The sequence below is a fragment of the Gracilibacillus pellucidus genome (assembly GCF_033949965.1).
GTDB lineage: Bacteria > Bacillota > Bacilli > Bacillales > Amphibacillaceae > Gracilibacillus > Gracilibacillus pellucidus.
Map to the genome: position 1 here is coordinate 54,527 of NZ_JAWZSR010000008.1, position 17,370 is coordinate 71,896.

The following is a 17,370-nucleotide window of genomic DNA, read 5'->3' on the forward strand; positions in this document are numbered from 1 at the left end:
GTGAAAGAGAAAATGAGACAAAGTCAAACCCTAATTCCTACATTGAAGGAAACACCTGCAGATGCAGAAATCAAAAGTCATCAACTATTAGTGAGAGCAGGATTTATTAGACAAACCGCTTCAGGAGTCTATAGTTTCCTGCCAATGGGAAATAAAGTGTTAAAAAATGTAGAAAAAATAGTACGTGAAGAAATGGAGAGAGCAGGAGCGGCAGAAATGCTTATGCCAGCCTTACAGTTATCCGATTTGTGGAAAGAGACTGGTAGATGGGAAAAGATGGGGCCAGAGTTAATGCGACTACATGACCGTCATGATAGAGAATTTGCATTAGGTGCTACTCACGAAGAAGTTGTAACAAGTATTGTTCGTGATGAAGTGAAAAGTTATAAAAAGCTACCTTTAAGTGTTTTCCAAATTCAAACAAAATTTAGAGATGAACAACGTCCTCGCTTTGGTTTATTAAGAGGCCGAGAGTTTGTTATGAAAGACGCTTATACATTTCATACTAATGAAGAGAGCCTTGATGAAGCATATAAAAAAATGTATCAAGCTTATCAGAACATCTTTACTCGTTGTGGGTTAAACTTCCGTGCAGTAATAGCAGATTCAGGTGCAATGGGCGGTAAAGATACGCATGAATTCATGGTGTTATCAGATATCGGAGAAGACACCATTGCTTTTTCAGATACATCTGATTTTGCAGCTAATATTGAAATGGCACCTGTTAATGTTACGTATGCTAAAAGTGATGAGGCAGAAGCAGCATTAGCGAAGGTTGATACACCTGGATATAAAACAATGATGGAAGTTTCAGAGTTTTTAGGACAACCTTTAGATAAAGGGATTAAATCCTTATTGTTTAAGGTTGATGAACGCTTTGTATTAGTATTATCTCGGGGCGATCATGAAATTAATGATATTAAATTGAAAAATGCTTTAGATGCTTCGAGTGTTGAATTAGCGACAGAAGCAGAAGTACAACAACTCTTTCATGCTGAAGTAGGGTCTATCGGACCAATCAATGTACCAGACGATATCGAAATTGTAGCAGATTATGCGGTAGAAGCAATTACTAACGGTTATGCTGGTGCAAATGAAGATAATACCCATTATAAAAATGTTAACCCAGACCGTGACTTTAAGATTTCTTCTTATCAAGATCTTCGCTTTATTATGGAAGGTGACCCTTCACCAGATGGTCAAGGAATCATTAAATTTGCTAAAGGAATTGAAGTAGGACATATCTTTAAGTTAGGTAAGTTCTATGCGGAAAAACTAGGTGCAAAATATTTAAATGAACAAGGTAAGCAAGAAACAATGATCATGGGTTGTTATGGGATTGGTGTTTCTCGTACATTAGCAGCTATTGTAGAACAATATCATGATGAAAATGGTATTAAATGGCCTCAAGAAATTACACCATATCAAGTTCATTTAATTGCTGTGAACCCAAAAAATGAGGAACAAAGTAAGTTAGCAGAAGAAATCTACAAAGAGTTACAAAAACAAAATATTTCTGTTCTATTTGATGACCGTAAAGAACGCCCAGGTGTCAAATTTGCTGATAGTGATTTGATTGGTCTACCAATAAGAATAACTGTCGGTAAAAGGGCAGGAGAAGGATACGTAGAGTATAAAGTACGAGACAACGGAGAACAAGACGAGCTTCATGTTTCAGAATTAGTAAATAAAATTAATACACATCAATAAAACCAATTCCCTTGCCACCTAACACAGGCAAGGGAATTATCTATTTGTATGTCAACCAATCACCATAATACTCACTGTCAAAAAGCGAGAGACTGTATGAGATAGGCTTTCTTCCATTCTAATGTTGATGAGCGTTGGCATAAAGCTCCGACAAAACACTACGCTTTCCACGGGTACGGCTTCAGCTAACTTTGTGAAGAAAACCACTTCACAAAGTGGATCTTCAGCTCGTACTGTTCCCGCTGGAGTCTCCGTGTTTTGTCTCCGCTGTATGATTCGTTCTGCTGTTTATAAGCGGAAATACGATGATTCATTTCCGGAAGAGAATCGTTTAGTCAAAGGACATGAAATCTAAGTATCCCTATCCTATCCAATAGAGAATATAACCAAAGCGAAGGCAGAATATGGAGACTCCTACGGGAAAAGCGCAGTCTGAAAATCCACTTTTCAACCGCTCTTGTTGAAAAGTTAGTTGAAGACAAGCCCGTGGAACGCGGAGTATTCTGACGTAGCGATTGCCTACCACTCACAAGGAGTAGTAGAGGTGAGCGCATTTCAACGAGTAGCTACATGAATCAACGTTGGCCCTTGCTTTTACACAGTGGTGAGTGATTTCTAATATATGGTTTTAGAGTTGGGTTAGTTTTACCCGGTTCTTTCTTGTGATAAAATAAGAAGAAGATTAATAGGTAAAGGAGATCGAAAATGAGTATCTCTAGTAAAGAAAAATTTCAATTACTAATGAAACAAATTGGTATTGCTGATGATATGAAAAATAAATATTTTCAACAAGGCTCGATTGAGAAATTAGAAGTATATAAGTCTAATCAGCTTTGGCAATTTTATTTTCAACTAGAACAGCCATTGCCTGCAGACATATACCAAGCGTTTATTTTAAAGTTAACCGAGGCATTTTCTTCAATTGCGAAAGTGACTTGGACAATAAAAGTAGACAATTTAGATATTAGTAATGAAGAATTGTTTCGTTATTGGCACATATTTATATCTGAATTAATAAAGGAATCACCAAAGTTTCGAACTTTGGAACAGAAAAAACCTTTATTCAACGAGAATAATATTATGTTAACTGTAAGCAACAACATTGAAGCACAATGGAATAAAGCGATCCAAGCTCAGTATGACCAATTCTGTCAAAATGTCGGTTTGCCAAAGCGAATGATTCAATTAGATGTGTCTGCACAACAAGAAGAAATAGAAAAGTTTCAACAAGAAAAAGCGATGGAAGATCGCAAGAAAGTTGAGGAAGCCTTTAAAGAACAAGAAAAACGTGCGAAAGAGGCTAAGCCAGAAAGTGCTTCAGGCCCTGTTCAACTAGGTTATCCAATTAAAGAAAATCCTGTTCCAATGAATGAAGTAATAGAAGAGGACAAGAATGTTATCTTCCAAGGCTTTGTTTTTGATGCAGAAATTAGAGAATTACGATCAGGTAGACATTTACTAATGTTAAAAGTAACAGATTACACGGATTCCTTCCAAATTAAAATGTTCTCAAAAGGTGATCAAGATGTAGAGAAGTTTAATCAATTAAAAGAAGGAATGTGGATTAAAGCAAAAGGTACTGTTCAAACAGATAACTTTACTAATGAATTAACCATGATGGCAAAAGATATTCAAGAAATTGCCTCGAGAATACGTGATGACTCTGGTTATGAAGGGGAGAAACGTGTTGAATTACACGCGCATACATTAATGAGTCAAATGGATGCAGTAGTGTCTGCTTCCAATTTAATAGCACAAGCAGGCAAATGGGGACATAAAGCCATTGCAATTACAGATCATGCCGTTGCCCAAAGCTATCCTGAGGCATATGCAGCTGGTCAGAAACACGGTGTGAAAGTCATATATGGTGTGGAAGCAAATGTCGTAGATGATGGTGTACCAATTGCCTACAATGCGGCTGATAGAACGCTAGTAGATGATACGTATGTTGTGTTTGACGTGGAGACAACGGGGTTATCAGCTATTTATGATACGATTATTGAACTAGCAGCTGTCAAGGTCCATAATGGTGAGATTATCGATCGATACGAATCTTTTGCAAACCCACATCATCCATTATCTGAAACGACGACAAATTTAACTGGTATTACAGATGATATGGTGCAAGATGCGCCAGAAGTCGAGGATGTGTTGAAAGAGTTTCATGAATGGATGGGAGACGCTATATTAGTTGCGCACAACGCAGACTTTGATATGGGCTTTCTAAACACAGGATTCAAGCGAATTGGATATGAAGAAGCAAGTAATCCTGTTATTGATACGTTAGAATTAGCCCGTTTACTATTTCCTGAATTAAAAAATCACCGATTAAACACATTGTGTAAGAAATTGGACATTGAATTAACACAGCATCACCGAGCAATATATGATGCAGAAGCAACTGGATATTTACTATGGAAGTTTGTAAAGTTATCGATTGAACGAGGAATTGAAAATCACAACCAGTTTAATCAACATATGGGTGAAGGTAATGCTTATCAGCGTTCACGTCCATTCCATGTTACGCTACTTGCGGTAGACCAAGAAGGATTAAAAAACATTTATAAATTAGTATCTTTAGCACACATTGATTACTTTTACCGCGTTCCAAGAATTCCAAGATCGAAACTGCAAGAATTTCGAAAAGGGGTATTAGTAGGAACTGCGTGTGATCAAGGTGAAGTATTCGAAACGATGATGCAAAAATCAAAAGATCAGGCTGCTAAAGTAGCTCAATTTTATGATTTTATAGAAGTACAGCCACCAGAGAACTTTGTCCACCTTTATGACAGAGAGTTAGTACAAAATGAGGCACAGTTGTTTGATATTATTCGAAACATCGTAGAGCTTGCGGATGAATTAGACAAGACTTGTGTTGCGACAGGTAATGTCCATCATTTAGAGAAAAATGATCAAATATATCGTCAAATTTTGATTGCTTCTCAAAGTGGTAATCCTCTTAATAGACAGACGTTGCCAAATACGTACTTTCGGACAACTAATGAGATGATGCAAGCATTCTCGTTCTTAGGCGAAGAGAAAGCAAAAGAAATCGTCATTACGAACCCAAATAACTTGGTCGATCAAATTGATGAAGTAACACCAGTTAAAGAAGACCTTTATACACCAAATATTGATGGGGCAGAGGAAGAAATTCGTGAGCTAAGCTACAATTTTGCTAGATCCGTATATGGGGATGAGATTCCTGAAATTGTGGAGAAACGAATTGAAAAAGAACTGAAAAGTATTATTGGACACGGATTTGCGGTTATCTACCTAATTTCACAAAAGCTAGTGAAGAAATCATTAGATGACGGGTATTTAGTAGGGTCACGAGGATCGGTTGGTTCATCCTTGATTGCTACTTTTACAGAAATTACCGAGGTTAATCCATTACCACCACACTATGTATGTCCTGAATGTAAGCATAGTGAATTTTTCAATGATGGTTCTGTTGGTAGTGGTTTTGATTTACCTGATAAACAATGTCCACACTGTCAGACAGAGATGAAAAAAGACGGACAAGATATACCATTTGAAACATTCTTAGGATTCAAAGGGGATAAAGTACCCGATATTGATTTGAACTTCTCGGGTGAATATCAACCTCGTGCCCATAACTATACGAAAGTATTGTTCGGTGAAGATAATGTATATCGGGCAGGTACAATTGGTACAGTTGCTGAAAAAACTGCATATGGTTTTGTAAAAGGTTATGCAAGTGATAAAGAGTTAACGATTAAGCAAGCAGAGGTCGATCGTTTAGTGAAAGGCTGTACAGGAGCAAAACGTACCACTGGTCAGCACCCTGGTGGGATTATTGTTGTGCCTGATGACATGGAAATTTATGATTTTACACCAATTCAATTCCCGGCAGATGACCGGAATTCGGAATGGCGAACGACACACTTTGATTTCCACTCCATTCATGATAACTTACTTAAACTTGATATATTGGGACACGATGATCCAACTGTAATCAGAATGTTACAGGATTTAAGTGGTATTGATCCGCAAACGATACCTACTGATGATCAAGAAGTAATGAAGATATTCTCTGGACCTGAAGTGCTAGGAGTTACACCAGAGCAAATTATGTGTAAAACAGGAACATTAGGTGTACCTGAATTTGGTACAAAATTTGTTCGTCAAATGCTAGAGGATACGAAACCGAAAACTTTTGCCGAGTTAGTTATTATTTCTGGGTTAAGTCATGGTACCGATGTATGGTTAGGTAATGCACAGGAACTTATCAATAAAGGTATTTGTGAATTGCCTGATGTTATTGGTTGTCGTGATGATATTATGGTTTACTTAATGCATAAAGGATTAGATGCATCCCTTGCCTTTAAAATAATGGAGTTTGTTCGTAAAGGGAAAGGATTGCAACCAGAATGGATTGAAGAAATGAAGAAGCATGATGTTCCAGATTGGTACATTGATTCTTGTCAAAAAATCAAATATATGTTCCCGAAAGCACACGCAGCAGCATATGTATTAATGGCAATTAGAATTGCATACTTTAAAGTACATCACCCAATTCTATTCTATGCTGCATATTTTACGGTTCGTGCTGATGATTTTGAGTTGGATACAATGATTAAAGGATCGGAAGCAATTAAGAAGAGAATCAAAGAAATCACGGAAAAAGGAAATGATGCTTCTCCTAAGGAAAAAAGTTTACTGACAGTATTGGAGATATCTTTAGAAATGGTAGAGAGAGGCTTTAACTTCAAAAAAGTAGACTTATACCGTTCTTCAGCTACAGAATTTTTAGTGGATGGAGATAGCTTAATTCCTCCATTTAATGCGGTTGATGGTTTAGGTACAAACGCAGCTATCAACATTGAAAAAGCACGTGAAGATGGGGAGTTTTTATCAAAAGAAGATTTAAGAGAACGAAGTCGTATTTCAAAAACTGTCTTGGAATATTTAGATCAGCATGGAACACTAGAAGGAATGGAAGAGAAAAATCAGTTATCACTATTTTAATCAATTCCAGTAAATCCCTTGCAATATTCAGTCATTCATGCTATATTTTATACAGATTTCATTTGATTCAAATTAGAAGAGTGGGGGAGTTCCCACTCTTTCTTCTTAGGTATCAAATCCGAACGATATAGGGTTTTGTCAAATCCCTTGCCATTTGTGTGGCAAGGGATTTATCGTTCACCCTTCACTTATTGAAGCGCGAGTTATAGAGGTTACATAGATTATGTAAGATGTTGTGATGATAAAGATAATAGAAGGTATAAATCATCATTAGTTGTCAATTTAAGTGTGTATCGTTATGCAAATATGGGAAATATACTTGAAAGAGCATTACTACAGTAGAGGAGGTTTTCAAATGGCTAGCAAAGTAGTACAACAAACAGAAGAATTAGTTCATCCGATTTTAGAAGAACTTTCTTTGGAACTTGTAGATATTGTTTATGAAAAAGAAGGACCAAACTGGTTTTTGCGTGTATACATCGATAAAGATGGTGGTGTAGATATTGATGAATGTGGTCAAGTATCAGAAAAACTAAGTGAAAAGCTAGATGAGTTTGATCCTATTAGTGAAGCTTACTTTTTAGAAGTTTCTTCACCGGGGGTAGAGCGTCCGCTCAAAAAAGAATCTGATTTTGAGAAGAATGTAGGCAAGCATGTTTATGTGAAGACATATGAACCATTTGATGGAAAAAAAGAATTCACAGGCGATTTAGTAGATTTTAAAGATAACTATGCTACTATTCAATTTAAAGATAAAACAAGACAAAAAGAAGTGGAGATTCCATTTGCTAAGATAGCTAAAGCTCGTCTAGCTGTATCTTTTGATTAAAGGGGGAAAATACCGTGAACAAAGAATTATTTGAAGCGATTAATTTTTTAGAAAAGGAAAAAGGAATTAATAAAGATGTTTTATTAGAAGCATTAGAAGCTGCATTGATCTCTGCTTATAAGAAGAATTTCAAATCAGCTACAAATGTAAGAGTAGATTTAAATGAAGATACTGGAACAATGGGTGTTTTCGCTCAAAAAGAAATTGTGGAAGAAGTATTCGATCATAATACAGAAATCTTACTTGAAGAAGCATTAAGCATTAGTCCTACTTATGAAATTGGTGATGTAGTAGAAGTTGAAGTAACACCAAGAGACTTTGGACGTATTGCCGCTCAGGCTGCGAAACAAGTTGTCACACAACGAGTAAGAGAAGCAGAACGAGGTATCATCTTTAACGAGTACATCGATCGTGAAGAAGATATTATGAATGGTACGATTCAACGGATGGATGGACGTTTTATCTATGTTAATTTAGGAAAAATCGAAGCGAAATTACCTGAGTCTGAATGCATGCCATCTGAAACATATAATATTCATGACCGAATCAAAGTGTTTGTTACAAAAGTAGAAAACAGTAGTAAAGGGACAAATGTTTTTGTTTCTCGAACACATCCAGGTTTATTAAAACGATTATTTGAAATGGAAGTTCCTGAAATTTACGATGGAACAGTAGAAGTAAAATCTGTTGCACGTGAAGCTGGAGATCGTTCAAAAATCTCTGTTTATGCAGCAGATCCCGAGGTAGATCCTGTAGGTTCATGTGTTGGACAAAAAGGTCAACGAGTACAAGCGATTGTTGACGAGCTTAAAGGGGAAAAAATTGATATTGTAGAATGGTCTGAAGATCCTGTTGTCTATGTATCAAATGCACTTAGCCCATCAAAAGTGATCCGAGTGATCGTTGATGAAGAAGATAAAGCAACGACTGTTATCGTTCCAGATTATCAATTGTCATTAGCGATTGGTAAAAGAGGGCAAAATGCTAGACTAGCAGCAAAACTAACTGGCTGGAAAATCGATATTAAGAGCGAATCAGAAGCAAAAGAAGAAGGGCTTATTTCTGAAGAAGATGTAGAAGAGCTAGAGACTTCTACATTAGAATATGATGATAGCCTTGAATATGAAGATTCCTACGAAGATATGGATGAAGATCTATTTAAGTAAGGAGGAATTCATATGGCGAAAAAACGTAAAGTGCCACTAAGAAAATGTGTGGTGACACAAGAAATGCTACCGAAAGGTTCTTTAATCCGTGTAGTAAAAACAAAAGAAGGCGAAGTATTTGTTGACCCTACCGGAAAGAAGAATGGTCGAGGTGCGTACGTTTCAAAAGATGTAAAAGTGATTGATTTAGCTGAACAAAATGCGGCATTGGAAAAACATTTGGAAATAAAAATACCGCAAGAAATATATGCGGAGTTAAGAACGCAGATTGAAGGCGGGAACAATGGCGAATAATAGTGCTTATCTGAACATAATTGGTTTAGCTAATCGTGCAGGTAAATGTACATTTGGCGAAGAATTAATTGTTAAAGAGATTCAATCTAAAAGAGCAAAGATAGTTTTAATTGCAAGTGATATTGGTGATCAAACACGAAAGAAACTAACGGATAAATGTCAGTTTTATAAAGTGCCGTATTTTTTTGTGGATGATCGGGATACTCTTTCACAAGCAGTTGGTAAATCAGGTCGTGTAGCAATTTCTATTAGTGAACAAGGTTTTGCGAAGAAATTGAAGACATTACTTGATGAAAATATTCGGGGGTGAACGTATGTCAAAAATACGAGTATATGAGTATGCAAAAGAAGTAGAAAAATCCAGCAAGGAAATTATAAATAAGTTAGAAGAACTAGGACATTCCGTTTCTAATCATATGGCAACTATTACTGGTGACATGAAGGAGAAGCTAGATCAGCAATTTAAATCAAGCCAAAAAGAACAACCTAAAAACAATAGTAAAAAGCAAAATAAAAAGCAAGAAGCGAAACAAGCGGACTCAAACAAAATTACTTACTCTGGTTCTATCACAGTTGGTGAATTAGCAGAGAAGTTAAATAAAGAAACAAATGAAATCATCAAAAAATTAATGTTTTTAGGTGTAATGGCTACTAAAAACCAAGACCTGGATGAAGATGCGTTAGAATTAATTTGTAGCGAATATGGAGTAGAGGTAGAGCAGGAAGTTGTTGTAGATAAAGCAGATCTTGAAACATATATTGCAGAGGATGATGAAGAACTACTAAGCGAGCGTCCACCAGTTGTAACAATTATGGGACACGTTGACCATGGTAAAACAACGCTACTTGATGCCATCCGTCATACAAAAGTAACAGAAGGAGAAGCTGGAGGTATCACACAGCATATCGGTGCATACCAAGTTAAAGAAAATGATAAAAAAGTTACTTTCTTAGATACACCAGGTCACGCAGCGTTTACTAGCATGCGTTCACGTGGAGCACAAATAACTGATATTGCTATTTTAGTTGTTGCAGCTGATGATGGTGTTATGCCACAAACAGTAGAAGCGATTAACCATGCTAAAGCAGCAGAAGTACCAATTATTGTAGCAGTTAACAAAATGGATAAAGAAGGGGCAAACCCTGATAGAGTAATGCAGGAGTTAACGGAATATCAACTTATTCCTGAAGCCTGGGGTGGAGAGACAATTTTCGTTCAGTTATCTGCAATAAAAGGTGAAGGAATTGACGAATTATTAGAAATGATTCTTCTTGTAGCAGAAGTGGAAGAACTTAAAGCGAACGCTGATCGTATGGCAAATGGAACAGTAATCGAAGCACAACTAGATAAAGGTCGCGGTTCTGTTGCATCACTTCTTGTTCAAAATGGTACACTAAACGTAGGTGATCCAATCGTTGTCGGAAACACATTTGGTCGTGTGCGTGCAATGGTGAGTGACCTAGGTAAACGTATTAAGTCAGCTGGACCATCTACACCTGTAGAGATTACAGGACTTAATGAAGTACCTCAAGCGGGTGATCAGTTTGTTGTGTTTAAAGATGAAAAACAAGCACGTCAAATTGGTGAAATGAGACAACAGAAAGAAATAGAAGAAAAACGTGGTTCACAATCACGTGTTAGCTTAGATGATTTATTTGAGCAAATTAAGCAAGGTGATATTAAAGATATTAACGTGATTCTAAAAGCAGATGTTCAAGGTTCTGTTGAAGCATTAGCAGTATCATTACGTAAAATTGATGTAGAAGGTGTGAAAGTTAATATCATTCACACTGGTGTAGGTGCTATTAAAGAATCGGATATTATTCTTGCTTCTGCATCAAACGCAGTTGTAATCGGATTTAATGTTCGTCCTGACAATAATGCGAAAAAAGCTGCAGAATCTGAAAAAGTAGACATTCGCTTACATCGTGTCATTTATAAGGCAATTGAAGAAGTGGAAGCAGCGATGAAAGGTATGCTAGACCCTGAATATGAAGAAAAAGTTATTGGTCAAGTGGAAGTTAGAGAAATCTTCAAAGTATCTAAGATCGGTACAATTGCAGGTGCATATGTGACTGATGGTAAGGTAACAAGAGACTCTGGTGTACGTTTAATTCGTGATGGAGTTGTCATTTTTGAAGGTGAAATTGACACATTAAAACGATTTAAAGATGATGTGAAAGAAGTTGCACAAAACTATGAGTGTGGTATCACTATTAAAAATTATAATGACATTAAAGAAGGCGATGTAATAGAAGCTTTCGTAATGGAGGAAATTGAACTATAATGATTATCTATGCAGAAGTTGAAATCTTCTTGTATGAATGTCATTCATTAAAGAATAAACGCTCTGTACTAAAAAGGTTGCAAAATCGTCTAACGAAAGATTTAAATATTGCCATTTCTGAATTAGACTTTCAAGATTTATGGCAACGATCAAAGCTTGGCATTGTCACTATTTCCGAATCAAGTGATATTGGAGAAAAGATTATCCAACAGGCTTGTAAGATCATTGATTCATTTACTGAATTAGAACGAACTATAACACATGTTGAAATTAGATGAAGTAATGATGAGGAAAGAGGTGATATTGATGGGTGAGTTACGCTCTAATCGAGTCGCCGAACAAATGAAAAAAGAGCTTGGTGATATTATCTCTCGCAAGATTAAAGATCCTAGAGTTGGATTTGTAACCATTACAGATGTCGAAGTAACTGGAGACTTACAACAAGCTAAAATTTTCATTTCTGTTCTGGGTGATGAAAATAAACGACAAGACACACTAATTGGTCTTTCAAAAGCAAAAGGCTTTATTCGTTCAGAAATTGGTAAACGAATTAGATTAAGAAAAACACCTGAGCTATTATTCGATTTCGACGATACGATCGAACAGGGAAATAGAATTGAACATCTATTAAGAGAAATAAACGAGTCAGAAAACGGACAATAACAAAAGAAAAACCCTTGTTAATAACAAGGGTTTTCTTTAAAATCTATGCATAATAACCATCACCGTCTAAAAGCGAAAATCTCCTGTGGACTAGACTTTCTCCCATTCTATTAATGATGAGTGCTGGCATAAGCTCCGACAAAACACTACGCTTTCTGCGGGTACGGCTTCAGCTAATTTTCATGAAGAAGACCACTTCATGAAAATGGATCTTCAGCTCGTACTATTCCCGCAAGAGTCTTCGTGTTTTGTCTCCGCTATATGATGCGTTCTACTATTTGTGAGTAGAAATATGTTAAAGTCACTTCCCAGGTAGGAAACTGCTTTTTATATGTGGCACAGATATCTCTACCCTTATCACATGCAATCATCGTGTCTATGGACATAGAACCTTCGTTGTTTTCTCTCAAACATCAGAACATGTAAATCTAGCGAAGGCAGAATACGGAGACTCCTACGGAAAAAGCGTAGTCTGAAAATCCACTTTTCAACCGCTTTTGTTGAAAAGTTAGTTGAAGACAAGCCCGTGGCATAGAAAACACTATGAAAGCGGTCTGTGCTTGAATAGATGTTGCACTTGTGCCCCGAGGGTGAACGCGGAGTATTCTGACGTAGCGATAAGCTTTCCACTACACATCAATCAGAATGAGTGAGCGCATTTCATGGAGTATCCAATAGGGAGCAACATGTACTTTCGCTTTTAGACTGCGCTGGGGTGATAGATGCTGGATATCGAAAAAAGTTTTGAATAATCGGAATGGAGGTGGCGTATGGACGGGGTTTTGCCATTATGGAAAAATAAAGGAATGACATCACATGATTGTGTATTTAAAGTGAGAAAGTTGCTTCGAACAAAGAAGGTAGGACATACTGGAACACTTGATCCAGAAGTGGAAGGTGTACTACCCATTTGTGTTGGTGAGGCAACCAAAGTTGTTCCTTACTTAACAGATACGACAAAAACGTATAGAGCAACAGTTACACTAGGGTTCTCCACTGATACGGAGGACCAAACAGGTGCTGTGACAGAGCGACAACACGTTGAATCCGTTATTGAAGAAGATGTCATTGAAGATGTATTACAACGATTTCACGGAGAAGTCACACAACAGGTTCCATTGTACTCAGCGGTTAAAGTAAGAGGAAAGAAGTTGTATGAGTACGCTCGAGCAAATGAGCCAGTGGAAAGGCCTTTTCGTCAAATATTGATACACAATATTCGTTTTTTTGCTACTACATATGATAAAGTAGAAAAGACACAGTCTATAGAGTTTGAAGTTACATGTTCTAAAGGTACATATGTCCGTACACTTTGTGTGGATATCGGTAAGCAATTAGGATATCCTTCCCATATGTCGCATTTAGTACGAACAGCTACAGGACATTTATCAGAAGAAGATACTATTACGTTAGAGCAGATAGCAGATTTACAAGATGACGGAGAGGTAGTGCCACTTTTACCGATTAATAAAGTGTTAGTTCATTTAGATGAATTAAAAGTAGATGAACCAACAATGCAAAAAGTAATGAATGGACAAAAATTACCATTGCCAAACCCAATACCAACAACTGCTTATTTTACTATAACCTTTGAAGATAAAATTGTAGCTATTTATCAAATACATGATAACAAACAGGAAATAAAACCAGCACGTGTTTTCAGAGTGAAAGAAAGTAGGTGAGTCAAGTGATAGTAGAAACACTTGTGCATCCCCACACTATAGAGAGAGATAACTTACCAGAAGCAGTGGCTGCCATTGGCTTCTTTGATGGGGTGCATAAAGGGCATCAAGCAGTTATAGCTCAAGCAATTGATAAAGCGAAAGAATCAGGAAAAGAATCAGTCGTTGTTACATTTGATCCACATCCTTCTGTCGTGTTACAGAAAAACAATAATCCAGTAAAATACATTACCCCAATTAACGCGAAAGTGAGAAGATTAGAAGAGTTGGGTGTTGATCGTGTTTATGTGGTTCATTTTGATAAAGAATTGGCTAAACTGTCTCCACAGGAATTTATTGAACAATTCATTATAGGTCTTCATATTACGCATTTAGTAGCTGGTTTTGATTTTACTTTTGGTCATAAAGGTGCAGGTAATATGAAAAACATCCATGAAATGATTGACAATCACTTGGAAGTGACAACAGTCACTCGATTAGATTATCAAGACGAAAAAGTAAGTTCAACGAGAATTCGTGAGCAAATGAAGCAAGGTAACATGGAAGAAATTGAAACATTACTCGGTAGACCTTATTCATTAATGGGTGAAGTAATTCATGGGGATAAACGTGGTCGTACAATCGGTTTTCCAACCGCTAATGTAAAAGTTGAGGAAGACTATATTATACCGAAAATTGGAGTATATGCAGTAGAGATCGAGATTGGTAACAAAAAATATTTCGGTATGGCAAACATCGGATACAATCCAACTTTTACAGATGATCGTGAAAATAAGAAGATTGAAGTGCATATTTTCGATTTTAATGATGATATTTACGGAGAAACTATCGTTGTTGATTGGAAAAAATATATTCGAACAGAGGAAAAATTCTCTGGAGTAGATGAATTAATTAAAAAAATGCGTGAAGATGAAGTAATTAGCCGAGATTTTTTTCGGATAAATAAATAAAATACTTGCATTTTTAGTCGAAAAGATGTAATCTTTAATACGGAAACCTTCCGCTTGGCTTTTCGATTTCTCCGTCGATTGCTAGGGGATAGGGGTTCAAGATGAAATAATAGGAGGTGAATAGGATGGCTATCACTCAAGAACGTAAAAATGAACTTATCAATGAATTCAAAACACATGAGAACGATACTGGATCTCCAGAAGTTCAAATTGCTGTCCTTACAGAGGAAATCAATAATTTGAACAACCACTTACGTACTCATAAGAAAGATCACCACTCACGTCGTGGTCTATTAAAAATGGTAGGTAAACGTCGTAACTTGTTAAACTACTTACGTAACAAAGACGTTGCACGTTACCGTACGTTAATTCAAAGATTAGGTTTACGTCGATAAACCAACAAAAAGCGGGAGTGATCCCGCTTTTTCTGTATGTAAAAACAATCAACCTAATTATTAGTAATTTTCATATAGTGATGATCATGACTTTGAAAAAAAGTAGGAAATTTTCAAAATCAAAAGTGAACGGATTGATTAAATCAGTGTAAATTAGAAAATACTAATATTATTCTGCAACTAGTTACGCAAAGGAACTGGTTACATATATGAACACAACGTGCTAAAATAACAAGTAGTAATGTACAAGCATGGTGTTTGAGAGGAGTACAATAATGATAGAAGAAAAGAAAGTATTTTCAACTGAAATAGCTGGTCAACCATTTCGAGTTGAAATCGGCGAAGTGGCTAAACAAGCAAATGGCGCTTGTATGGTCCACTATGGAGACACAGCAGTACTAGCTACTGCTACAGCTTCTAAAGAACCAAAAGATTTACCATTCTTCCCACTAACAGTAAATTATGAAGAACGCTTATATGCTGTTGGTAAAATTCCCGGAGGCTTCATTAAACGAGAAGGACGTCCAAGTGAAAAAGCAATTTTGACATCAAGATTAATTGACCGTCCAATTAGACCACTATTCCCAGATGGTTTCCGTAATGAAGTTCAAGTAATTAGTACTGTAATGAGTGTTGATCAAAATTTACCTTCTGAAATTGCTGCAATGATCGGTTCATCCATTGCCTTAAGTGTATCTGATATTCCATTTGGTGGTCCAATTGCTGGTGTTGTTGTTGGTAGAGTAGATGGTGAATTTATCATTAATCCAACATTAGAACAGCAAGAGAAAAGTGATATTGATTTAACTGTTGCAGGTACAAAAGATGCGATTAATATGGTAGAAGCAGGGGCAAATGAAGTACCTGAGGAAATCATGTTAGAAGCAATCATGTTCGGACATGAAGAAATCAAACGATTAATCGCTTTTCAGGAAGAAATTATCGAAGCTGTACAAGTGGAGAAAATGGATATTCAATTATTTGAATTAGATGAAGCGATTGTAAAAGAAGTCGAAGAAAAAGCGAAGGACAAACTTGTACAAGCAATTCAAGTACAAGAAAAACATGCTCGTGAAGATGCAATCGAAGAAGTTAAAGCAGCCGTGAAAGCTGAATATGAAGAAGCAGAAGCGGATGAAGCTACATTAAAACAAGTATCAAATGTATTAGATAAGATTGTAAAAGAAGAAGTTCGCCGTTTAATTACGAAGGAAAAAGTACGACCAGACGGAAGAAAAATTGATGAAATCAGACCATTATCTTCAAGAATTGGTGTCTTGCCTCGTACTCATGGTTCTGGATTATTTACACGTGGCCAAACACAAGCGTTAAGTGTCTGTACATTAGGTGCATTAGGTGATGTGCAAATTTTAGATGGTCTAGATGCAGAGGAATCAAAACGTTTTATGCATCATTATAACTTCCCATCCTTCAGTGTTGGTGAAACTGGACCAATTCGCGGACCTGGTCGTCGTGAAATTGGACACGGTGCATTAGGTGAACGTGCCTTGGAAAAAGTAATTCCTAGCGAAAAAGAATTTCCATATACCATTCGTCTTGTATCGGAAGTATTAGAATCTAATGGTTCTACTTCACAAGCTAGTATCTGTGGTAGTACATTAGCAATGATGGATGCAGGTGTTCCAATTAAAGCTCCAGTTGCAGGTATTGCAATGGGTCTTGTGAAATCTGGTGATGATTATACGATTTTAAGCGATATTCAGGGTATGGAAGATTTCCTTGGTGATATGGACTTTAAAGTAGCTGGAACGGAAAATGGTGTTACAGCATTACAAATGGATATTAAGATTGATGGTTTATCACGTGAAATTCTTGACGAAGCTTTAACACAAGCGAAAAAAGGTCGTATGCACATTCTCTCTCATATGTTAGAAACGATTCAAAAGCCTAAGAATGAACTATCTGATTATGCTCCGAAAATTCTTACAATGGATATTAATCCAGATAAGATTCGTGATGTAATTGGACCAAGTGGTAAACAAATTAATCAAATCATTGAAGAAACTGGTGTCAAGATTGACATTGAACAAGATGGTCATGTATTCATTTCTTCTACAGATTCTGAAATGAACAAGCAAGCCCAAAAAATTATTGAGGATATTGTTCGTGAAGTAGAAGTGGGACAAATGTATCTAGGAACAGTAAAACGTATCGAAAAATTCGGTGCATTTGTAGAGCTGTTCAAAGGTAAAGAAGGTCTTGTTCATATTTCTGAATTGGCAGAAGAACGTATCGGTAAAGTGGAAGATGTTGTATCAATCGGCGACCAAATTATGGTCAAAGTAAAAGAAATTGACCGTCAAGGCCGTATTAATCTTTCAAGAAAAGCGGTATTAATTGAACAAAAAGAAAACAACTAATCAAAAAAGAAGCTGGCTCA

General features: G+C 36.5%; 13 protein-coding genes. All 13 read left to right on the forward strand.

The genetic code is table 11. The annotated features are described in order from the left end of the window. Positions 1-12 precede the first annotated feature (12 nt). The 13 genes from SH601_RS13350 (at position 13) to pnp (ending at position 17,350) form a co-directional block, all read left to right on the forward strand. Positions 13-1,710 carry a proline--tRNA ligase gene (locus SH601_RS13350; protein ID WP_319958833.1) on the forward strand — a complete coding sequence of 566 codons (1,698 nt, stop codon included), beginning with the start codon at positions 13-15 and terminating at the stop codon, positions 1,708-1,710. Positions 1,711-2,415: 705 nt separating this feature from the next. Continuing rightward, on the forward strand, positions 2,416-6,702 hold the full coding sequence (locus SH601_RS13355; protein WP_319958834.1) for a PolC-type DNA polymerase III: 4,287 nt from the start codon (positions 2,416-2,418) through the stop codon (positions 6,700-6,702). Between the two features lie 355 nt (positions 6,703-7,057). After that, a complete protein-coding gene (gene rimP / locus SH601_RS13360) occupies positions 7,058-7,531 on the forward strand; it encodes a ribosome maturation factor RimP (protein ID WP_319958835.1) in 474 nt (157 codons plus the stop codon). Positions 7,532-7,545: 14 nt separating this feature from the next. Beyond that, complete coding sequence (nusA, locus tag SH601_RS13365; protein ID WP_319958836.1) at positions 7,546-8,697, forward strand: transcription termination factor NusA; 1,152 nt, start codon at positions 7,546-7,548, stop codon at positions 8,695-8,697. A 12-nt stretch (positions 8,698-8,709) separates the two neighbouring features. Continuing rightward, complete coding sequence (rnpM, locus tag SH601_RS13370; protein ID WP_319958837.1) at positions 8,710-8,991, forward strand: RNase P modulator RnpM; 282 nt, start codon at positions 8,710-8,712, stop codon at positions 8,989-8,991. Further along, a complete protein-coding gene (locus SH601_RS13375) occupies positions 8,981-9,301 on the forward strand; it encodes a YlxQ family RNA-binding protein (protein WP_319958838.1) in 321 nt (106 codons plus the stop codon). The genes rnpM and SH601_RS13375 overlap by 11 nt, the downstream gene beginning before the upstream one ends. 4 nt (positions 9,302-9,305) lie before the next feature. Beyond that, on the forward strand, positions 9,306-11,279 hold the full coding sequence (gene infB, locus SH601_RS13380; RefSeq protein ID WP_319958839.1) for a translation initiation factor IF-2: 1,974 nt from the start codon (positions 9,306-9,308) through the stop codon (positions 11,277-11,279). Continuing rightward, the gene (locus SH601_RS13385) at positions 11,279-11,557 is read left to right on the forward strand and encodes a DUF503 domain-containing protein (protein WP_319958840.1); all 279 of its coding nucleotides are present in this window, start codon (positions 11,279-11,281) and stop codon (positions 11,555-11,557) included. The genes infB and SH601_RS13385 overlap by 1 nt, the downstream gene beginning before the upstream one ends. A 28-nt stretch (positions 11,558-11,585) precedes the next feature. Further along, on the forward strand, positions 11,586-11,942 hold the full coding sequence (gene rbfA / locus SH601_RS13390) for a 30S ribosome-binding factor RbfA (RefSeq protein ID WP_319958841.1): 357 nt from the start codon (positions 11,586-11,588) through the stop codon (positions 11,940-11,942). A gap of 770 nt (positions 11,943-12,712) precedes the next feature. Then, on the forward strand, positions 12,713-13,624 hold the full coding sequence (truB, locus tag SH601_RS13395) for a tRNA pseudouridine(55) synthase TruB (protein WP_319958842.1): 912 nt from the start codon (positions 12,713-12,715) through the stop codon (positions 13,622-13,624). 5 nt (positions 13,625-13,629) lie between these two features. Beyond that, positions 13,630-14,574: a bifunctional riboflavin kinase/FAD synthetase gene (locus tag SH601_RS13400; protein ID WP_319958843.1), complete on the forward strand. Its 945-nt coding sequence runs from the start codon at positions 13,630-13,632 to the stop codon at positions 14,572-14,574. Between the two features lie 125 nt (positions 14,575-14,699). Beyond that, on the forward strand, positions 14,700-14,969 hold the full coding sequence (rpsO, locus tag SH601_RS13405) for a 30S ribosomal protein S15 (protein WP_319958844.1): 270 nt from the start codon (positions 14,700-14,702) through the stop codon (positions 14,967-14,969). Between the two features lie 275 nt (positions 14,970-15,244). Then, complete coding sequence (gene pnp, locus SH601_RS13410; protein WP_319958845.1) at positions 15,245-17,350, forward strand: polyribonucleotide nucleotidyltransferase; 2,106 nt, start codon at positions 15,245-15,247, stop codon at positions 17,348-17,350. The last annotated feature ends 20 nt before the right edge of the window (positions 17,351-17,370 follow it).

Coding starts and splice junctions, on each gene's coding strand:
- SH601_RS13350 (WP_319958833.1), top strand. CDS start 13: ATGAGACAAAGTCAAACCCTAATTCCTACATTGAAGGAAACACCTGCA.
- SH601_RS13355 (WP_319958834.1), top strand. CDS start 2,416: ATGAGTATCTCTAGTAAAGAAAAATTTCAATTACTAATGAAACAAATT.
- rimP (WP_319958835.1), top strand. CDS start 7,058: ATGGCTAGCAAAGTAGTACAACAAACAGAAGAATTAGTTCATCCGATT.
- rnpM (WP_319958837.1), top strand. CDS start 8,710: ATGGCGAAAAAACGTAAAGTGCCACTAAGAAAATGTGTGGTGACACAA.
- SH601_RS13375 (WP_319958838.1), top strand. CDS start 8,981: ATGGCGAATAATAGTGCTTATCTGAACATAATTGGTTTAGCTAATCGT.
- infB (WP_319958839.1), top strand. CDS start 9,306: ATGTCAAAAATACGAGTATATGAGTATGCAAAAGAAGTAGAAAAATCC.
- SH601_RS13385 (WP_319958840.1), top strand. CDS start 11,279: ATGATTATCTATGCAGAAGTTGAAATCTTCTTGTATGAATGTCATTCA.
- rbfA (WP_319958841.1), top strand. CDS start 11,586: ATGGGTGAGTTACGCTCTAATCGAGTCGCCGAACAAATGAAAAAAGAG.
- truB (WP_319958842.1), top strand. CDS start 12,713: ATGGACGGGGTTTTGCCATTATGGAAAAATAAAGGAATGACATCACAT.
- rpsO (WP_319958844.1), top strand. CDS start 14,700: ATGGCTATCACTCAAGAACGTAAAAATGAACTTATCAATGAATTCAAA.
- pnp (WP_319958845.1), top strand. CDS start 15,245: ATGATAGAAGAAAAGAAAGTATTTTCAACTGAAATAGCTGGTCAACCA.